Source organism: Microcoleus sp. MON1_C1 (assembly GCF_036701945.1).
Lineage (GTDB): Bacteria > Cyanobacteriota > Cyanobacteriia > Cyanobacteriales > Microcoleaceae > Microcoleus.
Genome location: NZ_JAUBRO010000041.1, coordinates 22,088 through 45,946, shown reverse-complemented (window position 1 = coordinate 45,946; position 23,859 = coordinate 22,088). Strand labels below are relative to the sequence as shown.

General features: G+C 46.1%; 21 protein-coding genes. 12 read left to right on the top strand and 9 right to left on the bottom strand.

The features are described from left to right. Positions 1–55 precede the first annotated feature (55 nt). The gene (locus QUA62_RS21510; protein ID WP_333406578.1) at positions 56–2,299 is read left to right on the top strand and encodes a beta-propeller domain-containing protein; all 2,244 of its coding nucleotides are present in this window, start codon (positions 56–58) and stop codon (positions 2,297–2,299) included. A 91-nt stretch (positions 2,300–2,390) separates the two neighbouring features. Here QUA62_RS21510 and QUA62_RS21505 read toward each other — a convergent pair whose 3' ends face one another. The 3 genes from QUA62_RS21505 to QUA62_RS21495 form a co-directional block, all read right to left on the bottom strand. Next, positions 2,391–3,107: a Uma2 family endonuclease gene (locus tag QUA62_RS21505; RefSeq protein ID WP_333406558.1), complete on the bottom strand. Its 717-nt coding sequence runs from the start codon at positions 3,105–3,107 to the stop codon at positions 2,391–2,393. Positions 3,108–3,314: 207 nt separating this feature from the next. Then, positions 3,315–4,724, bottom strand: coding sequence for a heterodisulfide reductase-related iron-sulfur binding cluster (locus tag QUA62_RS21500; RefSeq protein WP_333406556.1), 1,410 nt, complete (start codon positions 4,722–4,724; stop codon positions 3,315–3,317). A gap of 358 nt (positions 4,725–5,082) precedes the next feature. Continuing rightward, positions 5,083–6,498: an FAD-binding oxidoreductase gene (locus tag QUA62_RS21495; RefSeq protein ID WP_333406554.1), complete on the bottom strand. Its 1,416-nt coding sequence runs from the start codon at positions 6,496–6,498 to the stop codon at positions 5,083–5,085. Between the two features lie 97 nt (positions 6,499–6,595). Here QUA62_RS21495 and QUA62_RS21490 point away from each other — a divergent pair, with 97 nt between their 5' ends. The 3 genes from QUA62_RS21490 to QUA62_RS21480 all read left to right on the top strand — a co-directional run bounded on the left by QUA62_RS21490 (position 6,596) and on the right by QUA62_RS21480 (position 10,021). Further along, on the top strand, positions 6,596–8,059 hold the full coding sequence (locus tag QUA62_RS21490) for an ATPase domain-containing protein (RefSeq protein WP_333406552.1): 1,464 nt from the start codon (positions 6,596–6,598) through the stop codon (positions 8,057–8,059). A gap of 433 nt (positions 8,060–8,492) precedes the next feature. Beyond that, the gene (locus tag QUA62_RS21485) at positions 8,493–8,864 is read left to right on the top strand and encodes a response regulator (RefSeq protein ID WP_333406550.1); all 372 of its coding nucleotides are present in this window, start codon (positions 8,493–8,495) and stop codon (positions 8,862–8,864) included. Continuing rightward, a complete protein-coding gene (locus QUA62_RS21480) occupies positions 8,861–10,021 on the top strand; it encodes an ATP-binding protein (RefSeq protein WP_333406549.1) in 1,161 nt (386 codons plus the stop codon). The genes QUA62_RS21485 and QUA62_RS21480 overlap by 4 nt, the downstream gene beginning before the upstream one ends. Before the next feature lie 77 nt (positions 10,022–10,098). Here the strand turns inward: QUA62_RS21480 and QUA62_RS21475 are convergent, their stop codons facing one another. Together QUA62_RS21475 and QUA62_RS21470 are read right to left on the bottom strand one after the other, a co-directional pair. Further along, a complete protein-coding gene (locus tag QUA62_RS21475; RefSeq protein ID WP_333406547.1) occupies positions 10,099–11,622 on the bottom strand; it encodes an MFS transporter in 1,524 nt (507 codons plus the stop codon). A gap of 362 nt (positions 11,623–11,984) precedes the next feature. Beyond that, on the bottom strand, positions 11,985–12,965 hold the full coding sequence (locus tag QUA62_RS21470; RefSeq protein WP_333406545.1) for a DALR anticodon-binding domain-containing protein: 981 nt from the start codon (positions 12,963–12,965) through the stop codon (positions 11,985–11,987). Positions 12,966–13,320: 355 nt separating this feature from the next. On the opposite strand from QUA62_RS21470, the gene QUA62_RS21465 reads away from it, so the two are divergent. The 5 genes from QUA62_RS21465 to QUA62_RS21445 all read left to right on the top strand — a co-directional run bounded on the left by QUA62_RS21465 (position 13,321) and on the right by QUA62_RS21445 (position 17,621). Next, on the top strand, positions 13,321–14,154 hold the full coding sequence (locus tag QUA62_RS21465) for a Crp/Fnr family transcriptional regulator (RefSeq protein WP_445243782.1): 834 nt from the start codon (positions 13,321–13,323) through the stop codon (positions 14,152–14,154). Then, on the top strand, positions 14,108–14,947 hold the full coding sequence (locus tag QUA62_RS21460; RefSeq protein WP_333406542.1) for an HAD-IB family phosphatase: 840 nt from the start codon (positions 14,108–14,110) through the stop codon (positions 14,945–14,947). Before QUA62_RS21465 ends, QUA62_RS21460 begins: the two co-directional genes overlap by 47 nt. 190 nt (positions 14,948–15,137) lie before the next feature. After that, complete coding sequence (gene mtnB / locus QUA62_RS21455; protein ID WP_333406541.1) at positions 15,138–15,758, top strand: methylthioribulose 1-phosphate dehydratase; 621 nt, start codon at positions 15,138–15,140, stop codon at positions 15,756–15,758. Between the two features lie 156 nt (positions 15,759–15,914). After that, positions 15,915–16,949, top strand: a complete 1,035-nt coding sequence (locus QUA62_RS21450; RefSeq protein WP_333406539.1) for a patatin-like phospholipase family protein — start codon at positions 15,915–15,917, stop codon at positions 16,947–16,949. Between the two features lie 240 nt (positions 16,950–17,189). Beyond that, a complete protein-coding gene (locus tag QUA62_RS21445) occupies positions 17,190–17,621 on the top strand; it encodes an ABC transporter permease (protein WP_333406537.1) in 432 nt (143 codons plus the stop codon). A gap of 174 nt (positions 17,622–17,795) precedes the next feature. Here QUA62_RS21445 and QUA62_RS21440 read toward each other — a convergent pair whose 3' ends face one another. Then, positions 17,796–19,304 (bottom strand): SGNH/GDSL hydrolase family protein, encoded by a 1,509-nt coding sequence (locus QUA62_RS21440; RefSeq protein ID WP_333406535.1) that lies wholly within the window; start codon positions 19,302–19,304, stop codon positions 17,796–17,798. Positions 19,305–19,511: 207 nt separating this feature from the next. Here QUA62_RS21440 and QUA62_RS21435 point away from each other — a divergent pair, with 207 nt between their 5' ends. Together QUA62_RS21435 and QUA62_RS21430 are read left to right on the top strand one after the other, a co-directional pair. Then, entirely contained in the window at positions 19,512–19,856 is a 345-nt protein-coding gene (locus QUA62_RS21435; RefSeq protein WP_333406532.1) for a Dethiobiotin synthetase, read from the top strand. A gap of 157 nt (positions 19,857–20,013) precedes the next feature. Then, the gene (locus tag QUA62_RS21430; RefSeq protein WP_333217834.1) at positions 20,014–20,262 is read left to right on the top strand and encodes a hypothetical protein; all 249 of its coding nucleotides are present in this window, start codon (positions 20,014–20,016) and stop codon (positions 20,260–20,262) included. Positions 20,263–20,519: 257 nt separating this feature from the next. Here the strand turns inward: QUA62_RS21430 and QUA62_RS21425 are convergent, their stop codons facing one another. Next, positions 20,520–20,720, bottom strand: coding sequence for a hypothetical protein (locus tag QUA62_RS21425; protein WP_333406530.1), 201 nt, complete (start codon positions 20,718–20,720; stop codon positions 20,520–20,522). Between the two features lie 264 nt (positions 20,721–20,984). Between QUA62_RS21425 and QUA62_RS21420 the strand changes: the two genes are divergently transcribed. Continuing rightward, positions 20,985–21,377, top strand: coding sequence for a hypothetical protein (locus QUA62_RS21420; protein WP_333406528.1), 393 nt, complete (start codon positions 20,985–20,987; stop codon positions 21,375–21,377). A gap of 202 nt (positions 21,378–21,579) precedes the next feature. Here the strand turns inward: QUA62_RS21420 and QUA62_RS21415 are convergent, their stop codons facing one another. Beyond that, entirely contained in the window at positions 21,580–22,866 is a 1,287-nt protein-coding gene (locus tag QUA62_RS21415) for a glycoside hydrolase family protein (RefSeq protein WP_333406526.1), read from the bottom strand. A gap of 288 nt (positions 22,867–23,154) precedes the next feature. Beyond that, positions 23,155–23,814, bottom strand: a complete 660-nt coding sequence (locus tag QUA62_RS21410) for an NAD(P)H-binding protein (RefSeq protein WP_333053110.1) — start codon at positions 23,812–23,814, stop codon at positions 23,155–23,157. Positions 23,815–23,859 lie beyond the last annotated feature (45 nt).

Sequence of the window (23,859 nt, the reverse complement as noted above, 5' to 3'; positions counted from 1 at the left end):
CTCGATCGGCTTTTCGGTAGGGTGCAGCTAGCGATCGCATACATTTAAAAAACACATCCGTAAATTTATGACCGAGTTTACACAAGGGCTGGATAAAATGCAGCCCGCAGAACAGACGCACTACCTGGGAATCCTGCCAAGTCAGCTAGCAGCGACTTCAGACTACGAAAAATTATACAGCTTACTAACAGATTACAATTTTATTAAAGCCAAGCTGTCAGCATCGGGAGTACAGGCGCTAATAGAAGATTACGATTTAGCAACAAGTCCCAATATTATTATCTCAGACCCAAAAGCCGACCAACTCAAATTAATCCAAGAAGCAATTCGGCTGTCTGCCCACATTCTAGCCACAGATAAAACCCAACTAGCTACCCAACTAATGGCCCGCTTGATGCGCTTTGAAAGTCCAGAAATTCAAGCACTGCTAGCACAGGCCAAACACCAAACAACCCCCTGGCTGCGACCGCTAACGCCCAGCTTTACTCCTCCCGGCGGGAGATTATTGCGTACCCTCACCGGACATACAGACTGGGTACAAGCTGTAGCAATCACCCCCGACGGCAAGCGGGCAATTTCTGCGTCCTCCGACCACACTCTCAAAATTTGGCACTTAGAAACAGGAGAAGAACTTTCCACCCTCAAAGGTCATCTTACCTACGTCAATGCTGTAGCTGTCACCCCCGACGGCACTAAAGTAATTTCCGGTTCTTGGGACAATACGATTAAAATTTGGGATTTAGAAACTGAACAAGAAATATTTACTTTTGCCGGCGATACTTTTGCCGTAGAAGCAGTAGCAGTAACTCCCGACGGCAAGCGAGTAATTTCGGGTTCTTGGGATGGCAGTATTAAAGTTTGGGATTTGACAAGCAGGGAAATAATTTATAACTTCAAAGGTCACAGCAGTTTTGTGCAGTCCGTAGCAGTAACTCCTGATAGCAAACAGTTGATTTCCGGGTCTGGAGACAATAGCATGAAAGTCTGGAACCTAGAAACCGGAAAAGAACTTTTTACTCTCACGGGTCATGCAGACTGGGTAAAAAGTGTAGCAGTTACTCCCGACGGCGAACTAATAATTTCAGGCAGTTACGACGCAACTGTTCAAGTCTGGAGTTTGTCAGAAAGAAAGCAACTTTTTAGGTTAGGAAAACACGGCAGTTTCGTTCAAGCTGTGGCAGTCAGTCCCGACGGGAAACGAGTAATTTCGGCTTCCGGCGACAAAACGCTGAAAGTTTGGAATTTGGAAACAAAAGAAGAACTTTTCACTTTTACCAATCACATCGCCCCCGTGAATGCTGTGGCTGTTACCCCCGACGGCCAGCGGATAGTTTCTGGTTCCTCAGACAAAACTCTCAAAGTTTGGCACTTAGAAATAGGCAAAGAAAATTTATCATTGGCAGGTCACGATGACTGGGTAAATGCTGTAGCAGTGACGGCGGACGGTACGAAAGCGATTTCCGGTTCAGGAGACAACCGGATTAAAGTCTGGAATCTTGAAAACGGACAAGAAATTTGTACTATTCCCGGTCATAAAGATTGGGTAAAAGCGATCGCAATAACACCGGATAGCAAGCGAATAGTTTCGGGTTCCGGCGACAAAACTGTGAAAGTTTGGGATCTAAAAACCGGAAAAGAAATCTTTACTTTCACGGGTCATACAGACTGGGTAAATTCTGTGGCAGTGACTGCGGACGGAACGATGGCGATTTCCGGTTCGGGAGACAAAACCATTAAAGTTTGGAATCTAGAAACAGGAGAGGAACTTTTTACTTTTTCAGGTCATGAGGACGGGATAAAAGCTGTGGCAGTTACTCCCGACAGCAAGCGGATTATTTCGGCTTCCGGCGACAAAACTCTGAAAATTTGGAGTTTGGGAAAAGAAAAGAATATTTTGGCATATTTATGGAATTTAGCCGTCAAAAATCTACTTTTCACTCTCAAAGGTCATGAGAGTTTTGTGAATGCTGTGGCAGTTACGGCGGATGGCAAATGGGCGATTTCGGGGGGGCGGGAACACAATTTGAAAGTTTGGGATTTGTCGAGTAGAAAAGAAGTTTTTACTTTGGCAGGTCATGCTGATGCGGTAACATCTGTGGCGACTATGGGAACAAAGGCAATTTCTGTTTCCGACGATAATACTCTCAAAGTTTGGGATTTGTTAAGTCGAAAAGTAATTGCTAGTTTCAGGGGAGATAGTGCTTTGAAAGCTTGCGCTATTGCACCTGATGGAGTGACAATCGTAGCGGCGGAAGCTTCGGGACAGGTGCATTTTTTGAGGTTAGAAGAGGGGAAATAGTCATTGTGGCGATCGCATTTTTGCTTTCTCAAAAGCCCGATCGCCCGTTAGCGAAGCCCTCGAAGAGGATCGCTCTTTTCCCCCATCTAGTTTACAATTGTTCCGGGTCAATCCCCATCGATCGCAGTCTTTCTGCTAGCACAGCAGCCCGCTGTTCGGCTTGTTCTGCCCGCAGTCGTTCTTGTTCTGCACGCTGTTCGGCTTGTTCTGCCCGCTGTTGCGCTTGTTCCAAGCTGCGAGAAACCTCCTCATAACTTGCAAACGGTTCGCCGTCAGGGCGATAAATTTGTAACTCTTCACCCGACAAATCAAAGCGAATTCCCAGTCGGGGACTGACCCAATTTTCGATCGCATCAATTACGTCGAAACGCCCCTGTGAACGCATCCAACCGCTAAAATCGTTGCGTTCCGGGTCGTACAGGTAATATTCCTCTACCCCGTGGCGATCGTAAAATACCTGTTTTTTATTCATTTCTGTTAGCCTGTTACCGGGAGAAAGAATTTCAAACACTACTTGCGGCGCGATATTTTCTTCTTCCCACTGCTTGTAAGAACCCCTATCTCCTTTCGGTCTGCCCAAGACTACCATCACATCCGGGCCGACGCGAATCTTGTTATCTCCTTCGACGGGATACCACAGCAAATCCCCCGCGACAAATACATTCGGGTCATCGGCAAATAGCCACGCTAAATTTTGTTGGATGATGAGTATCCAGCGAAATTGTTTAGTATTGTCAGACATTGGTTGGCCGTCGCTGTCGGGGTAAATTACATCAGGTTTTTGAGGAGACTTGAGTTGAGTTACCATAACTGTTGTCCGGGGTTGGGGACTGTTTAATTTAATTTTAGCTGTTTCGGAAAGGTGAAAAGTGCGATCAACCTTTCTCAATACAATAACCTATTCATCTTTCTCTTTTGTCTCTCTCTCTTCTCTTCCTCTGCGCCCTCTGCGGTTCATTAAAAAAAAATCTCACTCAGCATCGAAAATAGGGCGGACACCGCCCGCCCTAGAAAACTACTTCCTCAGCAACTTCACCCCGCGAATCGAATAATCCAAAAGCTCAATTGGGTGCATTAAAGTAACTTCCTTTCCCTGCAACTCCAAATGCTTCTTAATTTGCAAAGAACAACCCGGATTAGAAGAAGCAATCAACTCCGCCCCAGTATTCAGCAAATTCTCCACTTTTTGCACTCCTAATTCATCAGCAATCTCCGGCTGAAGCATATTGTAAACCCCCGCACTCCCGCAGCACAAAGCCGCATCCACAGGCTCTTTTAACTTCACCCCCGGAATTTGTTGCAACAACTGACGCGGCTGCAAACTAATCTTTTGCCCGTGCAACAAATGACACGCATCCTGATAAACAATTGTCAAATCTCCCTCAATCAAAGGATTGAGTTTCGCCGTAATTCCCGCACTTGCCAAAAACTCTTGCACGTCCTTAACATTAGCAGCAAATTTCTCAGCTTTCTCCCGATATTGCGGGTCATCTGCTAAAATATGACCGTATTCTTTCAAAGTATGACCGCAGCCAGCAGCGTTGATAATCACACAATCAACGCCAGTATTTTCAAAGCTATCAATCATTTGTCTCGCCAAAGCTTTCGCCTGTTCTGCTTGGCCTTGGTGTTCCGGCAAAGCAGCACAGCATCCCTGACTTTTAGGAACCACCACCTCGCAACCGTTAGCCGTCAAAACTCGCACCGTAGCTTCATTCACTGGCGAAAATAACAGCCGCTGCACGCAGCCTAAAATCATCCCGACTCGATAGCGTTTCTCTCCTTGTGCTGGAATTACCTCTGGTAAATTATCCCGGAAAGAATCGACAGTAACTTTCGGCAAAATTGATTCCATCGCAGCCAAGCGGGGAAATACTTTTTTCAGCAAACCTGTTTTGCGGACAAGTTTTGGCAGTCCTAATTTTTGATAAATAAACAGCGGTACAAGCAAAGGCCGCAATCTGTGAGGATAAGGGAAGAGATTAAAAATCAGAGTGCGAATTACATTGTCGGAAAAAGTGCGTTCCTGATTTCTAGTAACTTGGTGGCGAGTTGCGGAAATTAATTTGTCGTATTGAACTCCAGAAGGGCAAGTTGTAACGCAGGCCAAACAGCCCAAACAAGTATCGAAATGCTGTGACGTTGCTTCGTTTAAAGGTGCCTCGCCTTCGTTAATTGCATCCATTAAATAAATGCGGCCTCTAGGCGAATCCATTTCTTTGCCAAGTACGCGATAACTCGGACAAGTTGACAAACAAAAGCCGCAATGTACGCAAGTATCGATTAATTTCGGGTCTGGCGGGTTCTTGGCATCGAAACCTGGAATTTCGAGGGTTTCTAAGTGGGGATTTTGTGCTAAAAAATTGCTTTCTTTGGCAGGTCTTAAATCGTCGCTGGGAACTGGAGATTTTTCTGAAGTTTGCATATATGGCAGAAGGAAGAGGGAAGAAGGAAGAAGGAAGAAGGAAGAAGGAAGAGGGAAGAGGGAAGAAGGAAGAGGGAAGAAGGAAGAAGGAAGAAGAAAAAAGGATTTAGTTATCTATGAGAGAAGTCAGAAGCAATCGACCGCTTATATTTCAGCAATTAAGAAAAGAATTTCCTAACAGTCAGGCGCGCTTGCTATTCATAGCAAGCCTAAATCCGTCAAAAAAACAAACACTTCTCTTCATTTCTCTTCCTTCGCGGTCTTCGCGCCTTCGCGGTTCGTTAAAAAACAAATGTGGTTCACCAATAATTCAGACTAGGAATTAAAAAAAACTGAAGTCCTGACTACAAACTTTAAACTAAATACCGCTTATAAAACGATGGGGACTCAAAAGATTTTCCGGGTCAAACTGCTGTTTAATCCGGCGCATTAAATCGATCGCACTTCCAGTATAGCCCCAAACATCTAACTCTTGCTTGATGTCAGTCGGCGCTGCTAAAACAGTCAGAAAACCGCCTTTCGCTTCGCACCCCCTGCGTACCTGCAACAGCGTTGCCGCAGTCGCAGCCTCAAACCGCAAAACCCCTAAACCGCTGCCTGCATGAATCAAAGCGTCCTGTACCGGCAGCTCGTTAATTGCCGCTACAGCTTCAGAGGGTCTGATTCCTATTTTGCAAATAATTGCGGACTTTGTGCCAGAATTCCAGACTGTTTCTGGCAATCTTTGCCATAACTGATGCTCATCATTGTCGCCACAGATATTTGCTTGCAAACCCAACTTTTCGCCAACTTCCAGCAAGCGGGCTGATTGTTCTTTAACGCTCTCTGCGATACTTTGAAATCTTACTATCAATCCTTGGCGCTTTCCTAAACCTAATTGTGCTACTAAATCAGGTGACACCAAATCAACGGCCGTCGGAGTCAAAGCAGAAGACAATAAGATTTGAGCCGTTTGGGACAAAGCATTAGTTTCCCCTGTCAGCACTACCGTTCCCGAGGACTCAGGCAGCGGATAAACTCGGAAAGTTACTTGACTGATAACGCCTAAAGTGCCGTAAGCACCAGTAAACAGTTTCATCAAGTCGTAGCCGGCGACATTTTTAACAACTCGACCTCCGGCTACCGCAATTTTACCGTCCGATCGCACAAAGGTAATTCCCAACAGCAAATCGCGAATCCCCCGATAGCGATGCCGCAAGGAACCCGCATCAGCAGTAGCGACAATGCCACCCAAAGTTGCCTCTTGCGGATATGCTGGGTCGATCGGCAAAAATTGACCTGCTGCTGCTAAAATTTGCTGCAAATCCGCAAACTTCATCCCCGCTTCTGCAGTCACGGTTAAATCGCCCACAGCGTGCTGTACAAGTCGATTGAGGCGCGAAGTGCTGACAGCCACAAGCCCCGCTGCATCAGGAGATACCCCTAAATCCCCCTTAAAAAGACCCACTTTGACAACATCTTGCTCCCCCCTTGTTAAGGGGGGCTGGGGGGGATCGGAGTCTAATTTTACTAAACCGCCCCAATCAAGTTTGCTGCCGCTACCACAAGGCAAGACTGCACAGCGATTTTGCTGTGCCCAAGCCATGACAGCCGCCAGTTCTTCCTGAGTATTCGGGTAAACGGTACAATCTATTTTCGTGTCGGGGGCAACTGCTTTTTCTACCCGTTCTTGCCAAAATGGGTTTGTATCTTGCCAGCGACAGATGCCAGCAGTCCCAACAATACTTTCTAATTCTTGTGTGCTTACGTAATTTTCGGTAGAAAAAGATTTCATGAAGGTTATCAGACGCCCGGTAAAAAAAATTATCAAAACAGTGCCTAAAACCATTAAATATTAATACGGGCCCGATATTCAAAACATGAACAAACAAATGTCTCAAAACCGAATTTCTCTGGGAATTACCGGTCTCAACGAAGTGATTGGCGGCGGCCTAATTTCTCAACGCTCTTATCTGGTGCGCGGCGGCCCGGGTACCGGCAAGACGACACTGGGCTTTCACTTTTTGGCAGCAGGTGTGGCTGTGGGAGAAACGCCCCTGTTTATTACTTTAGGAGAACCCGAAGCGCAATTGCGGGCCAATGCGGCAAGTCTCGGTTTTGATATTGAAGCGATGGCGTTCCTGGATTTGAGCCCATCGTCAGAATTCTTTACAGAAGTTCAGACTTATGACATTTTCTCGCCCTCGGAGGTTGAGCGAGAACCGACTACACAAAAGATTATTGAGCGAGTCCAAGCTGTCAAGCCACAACGGGTGTTTTTGGACGCAATCACTCAATTTCGCTACTTAGCTGCGGATGAGTTTCAGTTTCGCAAGCAAGTTCTGTCTTTTCTGCGGTTTTTGGTGGAAGGGGGGGCGACGGTGGTGTTTACCTCAGAAGGCACTTCCAGTGCTCCCGATGACGATTTGCAATTCATCAGCGACGGAGTAATTTACTTGGAACTGCGCCCTGAAGGACGCACCATGTCTGTCACCAAGCTGCGAGGCTCCAACTTCCGCAGCGGCCGCCATTCGCTGCGCCTGACTCAGGCTGGTATGGAGGTATTTCCGCGACTGCTTCCGGACAACTATCAACAGGATTTTGTTGCGGAAGCGATTTCTTCTGGGGTTCCAGAAATGGACGAACTACTGCACGGGGGACTGGAACGGGGGACTGTCACGGTGATTAGCGGGCCTAGCGGCGTTGGTAAAACGACGGTGGGGATTCAGTTTATGAAGGAAGCCGCAGGAAGGGGGGAGCGATCGGTAGTTTACATTTTTGAGGAGTCAAGTTCTACTCTGCTGCGCCGCTGCGAATCAGTTAACATCCCGGTTGGGGCGATGGTGGGGCAAGGAAGTCTTTCCGTGATACCTGTGGAACCTTTGCTGTACTCGCCGGATCAGTTTGCCTGTATGGTACGCCAGGAGGTGGAGCAGGAAAAGACGCGGATTGTGATGCTTGACAGTATTTCTGGCTATCAGCTTTCGATGCAGGGGCAAGATTTGGTGAACAATTTGCACGCTTTGTGCAAGTATCTGAAGAATATGGGAGTGACCGTTATCTTGATTAATGAGATAGAAGCCATTAGCGGAGATTTTCGGCTGACGGAGATCGGGATTAGCTATTTGGCGGATAATCTTCTGTTTATACGCTATATGGAACGCCAACTGGATAATAGGACAGAAATCCGCAAGGCGATCGGAGTAATTAAAAAACGAGTCAGCAATTTTGAGAGAACTCTGCGAGAACTCCAGATTACTCGCTACGGCATCAAAGTCAGCAAACCGATAGGGGGGCTGCGCGGCATTTTGAGTTCGGCGCCGGTGTGGATTGACGGGGGAGCAGATGAAGATTGAATCGGGATTTGTCCTGTTGTTTTGGGGCAATTGCAGCTAATTTTGAAGTCGTAAATCTACTAATTAGTAGGGGCGCACCTCACCACTAGCTTTAGTGCGCGCACCGCGCACCTCACCACTAGCCTAAGTTATGGAAAACTTAAATATATTGGTAAATTTGTGTATTTTTCGACTTTTATAGCAGTTTTCACTTCTATGAAATACAGTATGCGGACAGGGCGCGGGGCCGTGTTCCGTGTCAGATCATCTGTACTTCACTCAACTGAAAACCCATGTAATCCTTCGCCGAAAAGTAAGCTAATACCAGATAAAAAAAGCATCCAACTTTATTTAGACAACCTCCCAACCCATATATAATCAGTCACTCCCCATTCTAAAATCTAAAATCTAACATCTAAAATGGTTATAACCCGTATTCACAGGAAGCTGATCAATGACTGGCACTTCAATAATTTTAGCCGTAGACCGCAATCAGCGAAACTTGGAACTATTAGCACAATTTCTCAATAAAGAAGGATACCAGATGATCGCGGCTTATAACTTTGAAGATGTTGCACAAGCTATCAGTCAGCCTGCTAGGATCGGGATGGCTTTAGTAGATATTTCTGGTTTCGACCGCCGGATTTGGGAGTGCTGCGAACAACTGCGAAATCACCACATCCCTTTTCTGATACTCTCGCCCAAACAAAGCGCTGCTATTCAGCACGAAAGCCTCTGCCACGGTGCTCGGAATATGTTGGTAAAACCTTTGATCGTTAGAGATTTGCTGGGAATTGTTCACAGCTTGCTAGGAGAACCTGCGTGAGTCAAATTTTATTGCTTGTAGAACAGAAAGAAAATCGTCGCTTGTTATTAGAATGGCTAGCAGTTTATTATGAGGTATTGCTGCCAAACTCAACAGATAATAGTGAGGATTTTTTACCATTTAATCAATCTTTTGACCTGGCGATAATTGACGGTCTTGCCCTGAAACGCCATTGGCAATGGGTGGCCGCCCAAAAACAGGCAGAACACCCGGTATGCTTGCCTTTTCTTTTGATTACATCCCGCTCGGATGTAGGGATGGCAACGCAATTTATTTGGCAAAGTATTGACGATTTGATTATCGCTCCGATCGAGAAGATAGAATTGCAAGCGCGGGTGGAGATTTTGCTGCGATCGCGCCAGTTGTCTTTAACTCTCAAATTGTCTCACGACCAACTCGATCGCACTCTGCAAACAGCCCAGGAACTCAACGAGATGAAAACATCTTTGTTGTACATGATTGCCCACGACGTTCGCAATCCTTTGAATTTCATCATCGGCACTACACAACTTCTTACCAAGTACAAGTTGACATTAACAGATGAGAAAACACAAGAACTGCTAGACAAAACTCAAGCCGCCGCAAAAGGCATCGATCAGTTATTAGACGATGTTCTGCTGCTGGGCCGTGTTGAGTCAGGACAAGCCGGATTTTGCTTGGTACCGCTAGACTTAGCAAAGTTTTGTAATGAGTTGGTAGAGGAATTTCAGAGCAGCCTGAAGTTGAAACCTCCAAGCGATCCGGTGACGCTGATTTTTGTGAATCACACTCAATCGGCGATGGTGTCTTTGGAGGTAAGCTTGCTCCGGCGCATTCTGGGCAATTTGCTGTCAAATGCTATTAAGTATTCTCCCCCACATACCGAAGTAATCTTTGAATTAAAAGTTACTGAAACCGAGGCTATTTTTTCAGTACAGGATGCAGGAATTGGCATACCTGTCGCCGACCAAGGACGGCTGTTTGAGTCCTTTTACCGGGCTAAAAATGTCGGTCGAATTCCCGGTACAGGACTGGGGCTGAGCATTGTTAAAAAATGCGTGGACTTGCACGGTGGCGAAATTACTTTGATCAGTGAAGAAGGCGTCGGCAGTACATTTACCGTAACGCTGCCGATCGCAAAACCTGGAAAAAAGCAAATCTCGCCTGCAACGCCTTAAACTAGATGCAGGGATTATGCGAAAATTTACAGACTATGCAGTTGTCTGAGCTAAGGCGCGCCTTTTGTGCCGTACAATCAATCAACTGTTGAAGACCGATCGCCTGAGCTTTCAGGCGCAGAGCCCAACTGTTCAACTATTAATGGTTGAAACCTGATGTCTCCAGGTTCAATCGCCACTCTTCTCCACCAAGCGGGCAACAAAAGCAGCCAAAACTTACCCAAAGACACAGAACGCTGCTCGCGAACTAAAACCAAGGGCAGGAGAGCCGCAAGTCGTAAGACGGCTGAGAGGGCAAACACCCCTGGCAAGCCACCGAGATTGGTCAAAGTGGCGATAAAGCCACCCAGGGTGATTCCCATTGCCCCAGTGACACCAGGAACCGCCGCCGCGATCGCAAAGTAAAGGGACTGATTGCGTAGTGGGGTCACCGACATCATCAGATTACCACTGCACAGGTCGATCGCCGCCCACGTTGCACCGCCGATGATGTGCAACAGCGGGAACCAGACCCATATAAAAATTGGAGCCGTTCCAGCTTCTAGCCAGAGCACAGGGGTCAGAGCCACCAAGATTCCCACTACTATCATGATCGGGCGGTTCCCAACCCGGTCAGCCAGCTTCCCCCAAAAAACCAGCATCAGTAAGTTAGCACCCGCTCCTAAGCTGTTGTAGAGCGTTACCACGCTGACATCTATATTTATGTCATCCAGCAAGTAAAGGTTAAAGAAGGGAGCGCTGACGTTAACAGCAAAGCTCCATAGGCCAGAGTAAAGCAAAAACTTTAAAAAATTGGCTTCCTTGAGAAAGCTAAAAATTGCCCCTATGGATGATTTTTCGCCTATATCTGAATGCGTGACGTGTACAAGCTTTGGGTTCACATCGGTCATAAAGAACTGACAACCTAGACTGATGATGCCAAGCACAATTCCTAAAACCAAGATGGCACTGTAACCTTGGAGTCTTCCACCGGGCCAGTTAGATACCACTAGAGCCAGCAACGGCACACCAATGAGATTCGTCAAGCTGACAGCACTATTGCGAAAGCCAAAATACCGCCCGCGCAACCGCTGAGGTACTAAAACCGCCAACCAGCTCAAGAAGGAAGCACGACCTAAAGATTCTAAGACTTGAGTTACCCAGATGATTGCCAATGTCAACTGCACTACCTGATGTCCAGCGAGCTGAAATGAGCCTCCCAACCACATTGCTGGCACGAGAATCAGCCACAGCACTCGCGACAGTCCGAAAATCCAGAGGGAATACCAGTGGCGGCTCTGCAGTCGGTCTCCTATATAAGCTCCGAACGGTTGGAGCAGATTTACCAGTTGAGGAATGGAGGCGAGCATACCAATTTCGACTGGGCCAGCCCCTAAATCCAGCAAGAAATTACTGAGCAACGCGCCGCCGATGATGCTGTAAAAAAGCGTAGCGAAAACACTCTCCAAAGTTAGTGCTCTGAGGCTTGACCGAGTTTCCGGTTTGGAAAGTTTTAGAGGCGGAGTGGTCAGAAGTACCGTCTCTGGTAAGGCTATATCCTCTTGGATTTCCTGAAGAGGGAGAGGACTCGTTCTGTAATCTTCTTCTTGTGTTTCGAGCATACTGGATAGGCAATAGATGAGCTGCTACGCAGCTTAATTGTATAATATAAGATTAAATATTTTAAGTAAGACAGCCAGAGATGCCAGCTAAAAATCACCTCTCTAAAAAGCCAAAAGAAAGATTACTTAAATAAATTAGGGAAAATAAGAATGCCCAAATTAGAGAATAATTTTTAATGGCATTATTAAGAGTTAATCAATAAATAGCTAAGTTTTTATAAATTTTATATGCGACAGTAGCTTACTGGATTTTTCAGGGTGAACCCGATAAAATAGAGAGCTTTTCAGATGAAAGAAGTCAAGGCAACTTTCGGAAACCCACCTATGGGTATGAATAAAGGTTGCTAAAAATGGGAACAAAATCAAAGTTCTAAAGGAGCAAGAGCGTTCAATAACTCTTCTAGGATAAATCGCAGCAAAGATTGAGTTGCTAATATTAAGCCCAAGCGGGATTGGGCTAGTTGGGGCTGTTCTATTTTAACTTTACCCCAAATTCGGCACTGGCTGTAAAAAATCTGAAATGCTTCGCTCAAACTATTGGCTAATTTGAAATAATTGACAGGTTTTTCGCGGTTCTTGACATCAAAAGTAGGATATAAATTGTCTAGCACTGTTAACAGTTGCGATATTAAACTGCGTTCTGCTGGATGCACTAACCGCAGTCGATCGCCCTCGTCAATCCAAGGGATAGGATTTGGACTCGCTAGGGACCAAATTTGCGGCGCTGTAGCCACATCGGGCTGGGCGATCGAAATTATGCGATCGCGGTGGGCCATTCGCAGCAGGGAACAGCAGCGCGCGTGGCTGTACTGAATGGGAAACAGTCGATCGGCACATACAACAGGAGATAATATTCGAGATTCTCGAAGTGGGAGGTTCGTTTGGGCTAAACGCTGCAACCAAACGGCTAAACCTGCATCAGTCAACTCCATCTCGATAATTCCCGCCGGCGCTACTTTAACGGCGAAATCTGGGTAGCACAGCGGTTCGAGTGTTTCGGCCAACTCGGCCGCGATTGTCTGCGGTGTCTGCTGCCAAGTTTTAGCCAATTTCAGGGCGATCGCAGACACGTACAGCACCCGCGCGCTATCTTTACTCCGATTTAAGGGAAATATTGCACCATTCTCCATAAGTTTTTTATGGGCGGGCGGGATGCCTACCCCACAATCAAATTCACTTTTTGTGGAACAGGCATCTTGCCTATTGTTGAGAATGGTGCAACCTATGAGATTTAATGGAATTTCCCCTAGTGTCTCTTGCTGGGCGATCGCGCTTTGGAACTTGGAAAGCAAGAAACACTTCACTGTAACTTCCGGGCACTGCGAGATATTTGCTGTATCCATATCGGCTGATCATACGGTAACAGCGACGATCAACTGTTACCGCTTGCACTGTGCTTGTACGTTAAACTGCTGATGTCAGAGATAGTCGATCGGCTCCCCCGGGCGGGGCTACATCGAATTAATGTGCTTTCTAGCGATTTGTTTGCTAACTATACAATAATTTACGACAAATTTTTTGCTGCACTCTACCATTTTGATGTATTTTTTGCTACATTGAATCTTTCGGTAAAACACAGAAAAGTCAGCATAGTTAAGAAGCGTGCAAGCTCGATCGGGGGTTGGTTGTCTCACTTTGTATCGCACTGCTGGCAGAAGCTGTTTTTCTCACTATTAAATATATCCCAGAGCCTCACTTATGCAATCAACTTCCACACCTCTAGAGACTATCGATCGACCTTTTATCACTTGGCAGCGAATTATCGACTGGGCCCAGGAACACTACCGCTGCCGCACTTTTAGCAAAGATGAGCGGATTCCGGCAAGACCCGGACTGCTGTATTTAGTCCAGAAAGGTTCTGTGCGGCTCGTAGGCAGCGCTCAAGTTAGCGCTGCTGCGGCGAAGTCAAAATCGGCTGATAAAACTACAGAAGAAGCTTTTTTGGGCTTCGTTGGCGCCGGTCAGCCCTTTGAACTGGTTGCTCAGTCTCCGTTTACTCTCCAAGCTTACGCTCATGCCGATCAAACTCACGTAGTGTGGATGTACTGGCACGACTTGGATAATTGGCCTCACTTTCGTAGGGAAATTTTGGATGCGTTTCGCTACCAGCACCAGCGGAAACTTCTCTGGCTGAGCACTTTGGGACAGCGCCGGACGATCGACCGACTGTTGGGATTTCTCACTTTGTTGATCGAGGAGTTTGGCGAACCTTACGTAGGTGAGGGCGAACCGGATGTGGTTCGGGGCTATCGGCTGCCTTGGGCCTTGACTCACGCTCAAATTGGCAGCGCGATCGGCTCAACGCGGGTGACGGTGACGCGACTGATGGGTAAGTTGCGATCGAAAGGTTTGATTAATACTGAGGATGATAATTTAATCTGTTTGCCGGCTAAGTCTAACCCCCAAAAGACAAAAAACCAACAGCAGGACGTAGAAGATTCCTTGGAAGATTCCTTGGAAGATTCCCTGGAAGATTCCCTGGAAGATGAAGATTCCCTGGAAGATGAAGATTCTCTCGAAGAATCTGCATAAAATCCTGCGGGAAATTGCTAACAAACAGCGCGTCACTATTAGTTTTGGGCAGTCGCGCTCGATCGCTCGACAGTGTACGATGAATTGTGTAAACTTTTCCCGTTCTCGAAAGGTGCGACTGACAATGACCGATGACAAGCAAAAATCTTCAATCCCGAACAATCAGCAACGGGTGGTATTCTGCGACTTTGACGGCACGATAACCGTTGAAGAAACTTTTGTGGCAATGCTCAAGCATTTCGCACCGGAATTGTCGTCTCAACTAATGCCTGAAATATACGCTAGAAGGCTGAGTTTGCGATCGGGAGTGCGGCAGTTATTAGAGTCTATTCCCTCGGAATGTTACGGGGAAATTGTGGAATTTTCTAGGGGAAGGCTGATGCGGCCGGGATTGTTGGAATTGCTGGATTTTTTGGACGAGAAAAAGGTAGATTTTGCGATCGTGTCCGGCGGTCTTCGGATTATGGTAGAGACGGTAATGGGCGATTTGGTAAACCGGGCGAGCGTTATTTACGCTGTGGATGTGGACGCTAGCGGCCCTCGGTTGCAAGTCAATTCTGAGTTGGAAGGAGATGAGGAATTGGTGTCTAAGGTGCGGGTGATGGCGCAGCACCCGGCCGAAGAACAGGTGGCGATCGGAGATTCGCTGACGGATTTTAATATGGCTTTGCAGGCTTCGTCGGTGTTTGCGCGCGATCGGCTTGCCCAGTATCTAGACGAACAGCAAAAGCCTTATACTAAATGGGATAATTTTTTTGATATCTTGGAAAGTTTGTCCCAGAAATGGAATTGAAACTCTAGTAGGAATTGCGACAAAAAAATCGCACTATGCGGTATGTGTATTTAGTAAAATGCTGATGGCTCACCCTACGTTGAGAGCGATATGTATTGGTAAGCTTTGCACGGATTACCCTACGTTTAGATAGACCAGCGCAATTCCTATTAACGTAAAAAGTAAATAAAAAACTGAGGAATTATAAAAAATGAGTGGCGATTTGAGATCGGATTTAATTGCAGCAGCCAAACATTTTTACGATCGCGGTTGGATGGTTGGGACTGCTGGCAATCTTTCAGCCCGCTTGCCAGATGGCAGTTTTTGGATTACTGCTAGCGGCCGCGCCAAAGGGCAGTTAACTGAACAAGATTTTATCAGAATGAACTCAGACGGCGCAATTGTCGAGCAACCTGTTCCCGACAGCCGCCCTTCAGCCGAAACCAGCATTCATTTAGCCGTTTACAATTGTTTTCCAAACGCTAAAGCTTGCTATCACGTCCACTCGATTGAGGCAAATTTAGTTTCTCGGCTAACAGTAGGAGATGCAGTGCCTTTGCCCGCGATCGAAATGGTCAAAGGTTTGGGGGTCTGGGAGGAAAACCCGCAAGTGTCGATACCCCTCTTTACAAATTATTTAGAAGTCCCTAAGATAGCCAAGGAAATTTGCGAATTCTTTGCCGTTTCAGCGGCGTCTGTACCCGCTTTATTAATTCGCGATCACGGCATCACAGTCTGGGCAGACTCGCCCGCGGCCGCTTACAATTACGTAGAAATTGTAGAATACATTTTTCGCTATACGATCGCCGCCCGCCAATTAAATTTAGATTGAAGATTTGGGATTTGAGATTGAGCGGTGCATGAATTCGGAATTATGTAGGTGCGCCCTAAGCAGCTTACGGCTATTACCGCTATGATTAGCCTCTCAAACCACTTTTTGTATCCCGGACTGTAGGAAACGAGCAAACATTCAGAAGAGGCAACAGTTATGGCTAAATATACCAGAATTTTATCCATAGATGGAGGGGGAATTAGAGGAATTATTCCCGCGCAAGTTTTAGTTAGCGTTGAGTCAAAGCTGCAACAGAAAAGTGGCAACCCAGATGCGAGAATAGCTGACTATTTTGATTTAATCGCGGGCACAAGTGCGGGAGGCATTTTAACTTGCATCTATTTGTCTCCAGATGCCCAAAATCCCAGCCGGCCTCGGTGGTCAGCCCAAGACGCTGTTAATTTTTCGATTCAGAGCGGCCGCGACGTTTTTAAGAGTTCATTTTGGAAAAAACTCAGATCTATAGACGGTTTGATAGATGAAAAATATCCCGGCGATCGCTTAGAACAATTCTTTTTGGAAAACTTTAGAGATTCCAAACTCAGCGAACTGCTGAAACCTTGTTTAATTTCCAGTTACGACATCGAAAGGAGAAAAGCTCACTTTTTCGATCAAATAGATGCTAAACAATATCCAGCAGAAGACTATTTTATTAGAGATATCGCCCGAGCCACCTCTGCAGCTCCCTCTTACTTTGAACTTCCCAAAATCCGATCTTTGACCAATGAATCCTACGCTTTAATTGACGGGGGAGTTTTCGCAAACAATCCCGCACTTTGTGCCTATGCAGAAGTTAGAAATAAATTCAGAATTCCCGACGAGCGCCCCGATAAAGGCCCGACAGCAAAAGATATGGTAATTTTATCGCTGGGGACGGGAGAAGCTCAGAATAAATTCCCCTACGAAGAAGCGAAAAATTGGGGTCAAGTTGAGTGGGTTCAGCCTTTGATTAATATCATGATGACGGGAGTTGCTGAAACTGTAAATTATCAACTAATTCAAATTTATGATGCGGTTGAAAGACCGAATCAATATTTGAGAATTACTCCCGATTTGAGCCACGAACAACCGCTGCCGATTGATGATGCCTCGGAAGAGAAGATATCGGCACTGCTGAGAATTGGCAAGGATCAAGCCGAAAAGTATAAGGAAGAGTTGGATAAGTTTATCGACTTGTTACTTGCCGAATAGTCATAGGGCTTTAGATTTTAGATTTTAGAATGGAAGAATTGGAAATGACTAATGATTACCACATAATCAATCAGTCCCAATCTAAAATCTAAAATCTAAAATGGTATACCGCACCAACCGTAGGGCAGGCAGACTGAAAATATATGTTGACAAATCGTGCAATAATTGCTGTAGGATTGCCGAAAATCTCTATGTGGCAGTGCTTCGCCCTGTTTGCAATTAATCGCGAAGCCTCCGTCAGTGGTTAAGAAATACCAAGAAAAGCCCGATCGACATTTAGATGAAACCTTCAATAACAGGTGGTTTCAAAGGTTTTTTTTGACGTTGTTCCTGGGCGGCCAAGTGCTGCTACGCATACTCCAAGGCAAAATTGACTCTCGCAAAATCATGGAACATTTAGTAACAGTAGGCCTGGATTCTTTCCGATCCGTGCTGCTAATAGCCTTGTTTGGCGCCATGATTTTTACATTTCAATCAGCCAGAGAATTGGTGCACTTTGGGGCGGTTGGGGCGATGGGAGGTGCTTTTGCGGTGGCATTTTGCGACGACGCTGGGCGGAGGCAAAGGAGTATGCCAAGCTGCCACGGCGGCGGTGGTAACTTCTTGGGTGTTGATTTTTGTGGGGGATTTATGTTTATCGCTGTTGATGTTTCACGAGTTGGGAATTCCTAGAAGTTGATAATCTTGGCGATTATAGCAGGAGTCAGGAGCCAAGGTGCTTAAATATTAAGGGTTTGAACAATCATCAACGCCCTACGCCGCCAAGGCGATTGCTATAAAATCAACATGAAGATTTTTTGAGCTGCAGATGAAGGCAAATAAACGCCGATCAAATTGCATCAGCGTTTATTTGCTTTCATCCGCTGAGCTCTGCGGTTTAAGACTCTCAACTTTAGATGGTAGATTGGAGAAAGGAGGGCGATACACTCGAATTGCCTGAATAGGCACTTCCCCATCTGTTTCGGGGACGATTTCGAGGGTGTGTTTGGAGTTGCTCAAATTCTGAGCCAATGTTGTAGAATACTCGCGGCTTGAATCTGCAATTTGTGGAGGAACGTATGAATCCACAAACATTGGTCGCACCTGCCAGGAAATCTCAAAGCCTTTAGGCGTCGGTTTTTTAGAGTATTCATAAGAATTTTTCAGCCACCAGTTTCTCGGTTCAATCACGACGCGGCCAGAGTTTGAGACAAACATTTCGTCGTTTGTACCGCTGCCGTCGTAACCTGTTTTAGAACCTACAACGTCAAATTTAAACTTGCTGGCGTCGCTGTTAATCTCAGTAATTACGGCTTTCCAATCTTCGACGATTAGCGGTTTTTGGCTGGATACTTGGAGAATAGCGGGCCAAGGAACGCCAAGGCTAGCGCTAGGTCTGGTGATGCTGTAAAGTTCAGGAAATTCTGAGGGTTTTTTGCCGTCGATCGCAATTCTAGCAGACATTGCCTTGCCGTTGAAGGTTTTATCGGCGATCGCATCTATTCTATTTCCTTCAAATTCTAAAACCAACTTGCCATCTTGCCACTTAACATCCCTGCCAACTGTATAGGTTTTCACTAAATCCTGCGGCGGTTGAAAAGAATTTGGCTTGTATCGCAGGTGCGGTTTTATGAGAGCAGCTAGGAGAAAATTTCCCCAATCATTGAGGTGAATTTCATCGCTCAATAGCTGTTTTGCCTGCAAGCGATTATCTTTCAAATACCGCATCCAAGGTTCGCGAATTTCCGCGATTTCGCAGCCGTATTTATCGGCCAACTCAGGCAGCCATTTAGTAGAATGAGTGTTGTGCCATTCGTATCTGCTGACTGAATTTGGATCGTCGCTGTTGCCTGTTGGCATCCAGTCGATGTGGTCTGAATGCAAGAGTATTTCGCTAGCAGTGCGGCTGCGGACATTGGCAATTATGGCTTCGTAATCTTCACCGCCTCCGTAAACGTGAAAAATTAGCAAGTCTGGATAAAAAGGATACAAATCGTGTTCGCTGGGACGGATTAAAATCTGGGCGCCAAATCCTCCGATTGCCCGATTTTCCACAATCAAATCTGCATTGGGAAATCGCTGTCTCAACTCCTTCACTACATCTTGCCACCAATCTTGCTGAGTGATGGATTGACCGTAGAAGAGGATACGCACTTGGCGGCGGTCTGTTGGAGTGCTAGCTGCAAGTAGCCCCATCGTCCTTTGAATCCTCGCTCCAAAAGTAGCATTATTTTCAATAGGAGCGGGTGGGGGGAATGGCGTATCGGCCGCTATTTTTTTGATGAGCGGAACTAACAGAAAGCTCAGACACAAAAAAAGCAGCCACAAGTAGCGATAAATCTTGGATTTTCTGCTATTTCTTTGGTGTTTTGCCATTGTTTTATTTTTCCCTGTCCGTTTCACTTCGCTCAAGGCGACTGTGGGATGAATGCTACGCCTCTAATCAGTAGCTGTACCGTGCTTGTGGGCGCACCTCACGAGTAGCTGTAGTGTAGGCTGTATGGAAATATATTACCAAATTGAGCGCGACAAAAAGTGATATAATGCCAGCTAATTAATTGCAGGAGATCGATCGCACGTCAAATGGATTACAAAACAGCCCGCAGTTTTCTGATCGACCAAGGAACGGCCCTGGAAACCAAGAAAAATCCCGACGCCTTCCTGATGCGTCTCAAACAAGGTCAGCCCCCCGTGCCCGGACAGGTGACATCGATTTTATTAGCTTTAAAAATATTGTTTGAAGGGCTGCAAGAATCTCCAATGCTCGATCGACAATTGATCTTGGCACTGCATTTACTGTCAGTAGAAGGTTTGCAGCAATTTGAAGCTGGACTCGGCAGAGGAGTTTCTTGGCCACCGCTGCTGAAGGAAGACTTAAATCGAATTGCGATCGCAGTCAAGAATATCTTTTCCGGCGTCTGGCAATAATTAGCTCGGCAACCACCGCTCCCGATACCCACCGCCAGCATACTCAACTATTTATCCATTTTTTGTAAAATTTTCTGTTAATTTTGCTACCTTTACCCTCGAAGTGTGGCATCTTAATATAAGAATCGATTCTAACAAGCAATTGGAGAAACTACTCATGAACGCAGAAGAAAAAGCTAGACAACTAATTGCACGAGAAAGGCAGCATAGCGAACACTTGCAAGACTCTATGCTCAACCGTTCCTCCCACGAGCTAGAAACACCTAGCGAAGGAATTGCTGAAGAAAAAGCCAGAGAATTAATGGCTCAAGAAAGGCAGCACAACGAACACCTGCACGACTCTATGTTAAGCCGTTCCTCCCAAGAGGTAGAGGCATCGATCGCACCCGATGACACTCACAAATAAATTTTGTTAACACAAGACTTACGCACACCCATCAAGAAACCGGGTTTTTATACCATTTTTCCTACCATAATAAAGGGCTGTAAAAAGGTTTTTGTGTAAACAACCTGGTTTCTGCGTCCCGGAAGAGTTCAGTACCGCAAAACTCAAATCAAATCGAGGATAATTTTAGGTGCAATCAAAACAGCCCCTGCTCGGTTTGTAGGCGCTATCACAAATCTCCATGCGCCATATATAGCAGCAATAGAAAATGCCAACTTCTACTGATCGCGAAAGCTTTCGAGGGATGCCAAAAGAGCTGGCAGTCCGGTCAAGGTAGCAGACACCAAAGCCTCATCTTTGTAAACTCGCGAGCGGAGCATACTGGTAGTTTTAGAGGCAGAGGTGAAAGAGTCTCGGCGTTGGGAATTTCCGGTTTCAACCCGCCCTAAATTTTTTGTTTCTTGCGTCACGCACAACATAGCAGTATCCTCGCAGTATCGTCAATTAATCCCTAATATGCGCCCGTAAAATTTTTCAGGGCTGGCTGGATATTTTTATTATTACTCAGATAGGTAACAGAGATGAAACCATGAAATAATTATTCACGATAGGTAAGAATCAACTTAAACTGTATAACAACTTTTATTAATTTGTTACACGGCGCGTTTGTTTAAGCCGATCGCCCACAGCGACTCAGCCACCAAGCAGCAAAATCACCGATTTCACAAGAGGAACGCGGATCAATGATGCTAACTCTTAGTCCAGCAACAGTTATAAGCCAAATCAAGCCGACTGTCGAAATCTTGCGCGACGGAGACTACCGCTACCGAGACTCCTTTGCGATCGATCGACCTTTCAGAGAAATCCAATTTCGCAAACAAGACAGATACATCACCGGCAGCGATTCAGACAAACGCACTGGCAAAAGTTACTGCTTCCGGGGAACCCCCCAGCACAACAACATTATTAACATCACGGTAGCGATCGAAATTTCCCCAAAAACAGCACAGAAAGCCGAGTGGAAATTAGCACCGGGAAACCCCATTAATTTCGACAAGTTTTATCCGCTGCAAGCTGGGCCGGGATTAGAATTGTACAAATGTCTGACAGCATTTTTACCAAAATTGAAGGATTAGTTATTTGTTACTTATTAGTAGTTATTTCTTAATCGTTTTGGCGTGTTAATAACTAATAAGATTCGTTAAACTGTTGTGCCTTTAAGTTGTATTTTTCGGGCGGGCGAGACGCCCACCCCACAAAAATTTACTCAAAGTTGACTGAAAAATTTAGATGCACCTCAGCTTAACAGTTAACAGTTAACCGTCAACATTTAACTCCCTAAGAACCAGCATTTTCCAATTCTTCCCGCAGCATTTCCCGGTAGACTTTCGGCAAACGAGAACTCATAGAATTGTTCTCAATTCCATATCCCAAACTCGTCCAAGTTCCTGAAAGCATCCGTAATACCTCAGTTAATCTTTCCTGCCGCAACATCTCAGGAATATCAGCTTTCCAAAAGTTGCGATCGCTCAACCAAGCATAAACCACAGCATCCTGATCTTCTGGTTCAAAACTGTAATCTTCCCAGAATAAAAAATTAGCACGACGCGCTTGATAGCGCTTCGCCTTCTCCTTCCAAGTCGTAGTCAGAAATTGATACCTGCCCGCAGCGGTAGTACACTTGCCTCGATTCGGGCCCTTAACAATCTTCACGCACCAGTCAGGATGGCGGCTCAAATCTAATATATATTTGCCACCGTAAACAACGTGATAAGGGCGAGAAACATTCGACTCGCTAGCAGAAATAGTACGCATCAGCGCCCGAATGTAAGGATCGCCCGTTTTCATAGCCAGCGGCGGAAATTTTCCCACCCCGCTTGCCGACTGCGACAACTGCTGATTTCCCCGCAAACTGTCAACCAAAAAAACACCGCCGCCAATCACAGCGCCGATTAAAAGTATAAATCCGAGGATTTGAATCTCCGATCGCCTCAGCAAACCTCTTTTTCGACGGCCAAATTTCTCAGCTTCCAGCAAAGTCATTTCCATTTCCGAAATTTCAACCCATTTTCGAGCCACCCGCATCCGGCGCACCCGAAAATCGTATTGATATAGGGGGGCCGCTAACAGCGTTAAACTCGATAAAACCCCCGCCAATTTGAGCAGCCAGAAATCTAATTCACCTGCTACCGCAACATTTGTCAGGGTAGATATTCCTGTTAGTAACTGAGCCGGATCGATCGATCGCGCTGGCCAATAAAAAATCGCAAGTTGCACCAACAGCGACAGATTAAATGCAAAAAAAATCACTACAACAGCATTCAAGCCTTCTCGCAAGTGCGATCGAATACCAGTGTGCCTGCGCTTGAACTTGCGCGCAACGCGAAAGCGCCCCGGCAGCATAATTAGTAAGGGATTTAAGATTTTGACGGCGAACAAGTGAAACACAAAAAACACAGGCAACTGAATCAGCCAAGCCGCCAGCAGTAGACTCAGAAAGCCGATATCGTCGCTGACAAAAGGAATGCCCCGGCGAAGGACAAAACTAAAACTCTGAGCGAGAGCAAATGCCCTTAACCACGAAATCGGATAGGGGAACCAAGCTGGCCACTTGAGAGTTTTCATGCTGGGAGAGGGAAATTTCAACGGCGAATCGTAAAACTATTAAGATTTTGCCAGATTTGGCGCTCGGAAAATTGTTGTAGGGTGCGTCAGCCCAAATCTTTGACCCAAATCACATCTTGCACCATTCTCGATAAGCCTTTTTTGGGCGGGCAGGATGCCCACCCCACAAGAAAATGCACTTTTTGTGGAACAGGCCGGAAAGCCTGTTCTTGACAATGGTGCAACATCTCAGATCCAAATCAAAGTGTTTTTGGTCTGACGCACCGAACCCAAGCGAGGCTAATTCAATCAAATCACACTGGCAAACAACTCCTCAAAACTCTTTTGCGGAGCCTCCGACTTCGCCACAATTTCCACAACCTTGTTGCGAGAAGTCGGCTGAAACAGCGCCTCCACGCACACTTGGGCTACCTTAGTGCGGGGAATGCTGCTCTCAAACATTTTGTCGGCACCAGTCATGACGATCGCATCTGAATTATCCTCATTTTTGAGACCGCCCGGACGGACGATCGTATAAGTTAAGCCGCTTTTTTGCAAATACTCCTCGGCTTGCTTCTTCCAAACCAGAATCAGCCAGAACAAATTCAGCGGGTGAAAAAACTGAGAGACGCACAGAGAAGTCACAAGCACAAAATGCTCAATGCCCTTAGCCTTAGCTGCATCCACCAAATTTTTAGTACCTTCAAAATCCACCTTGTAAGGCGCTGTCGGGTCAAAACCAGGGGCGGCTCCTGTCGCACACAGCAATACCGTACTATCGCCGATGGCATCGCCCAGGGAAGTCGCATTTAATACATCCCCAGTCACTAACTCAGCCTCCGGTGGTAAAATTTGTCTAGCTGTGTCTAGATTTCGGACTAAGGCGCGCACGGGAATACCTCGCTTGACCAATTCTGCGACGATGCGGCGGCCAGTCTGACCTGTGGCTCCTGCTACAAATGCTTTCATAAGTCGAGTTATGCTGGATTAGGGTAAGTTTTGTTACTATCAATT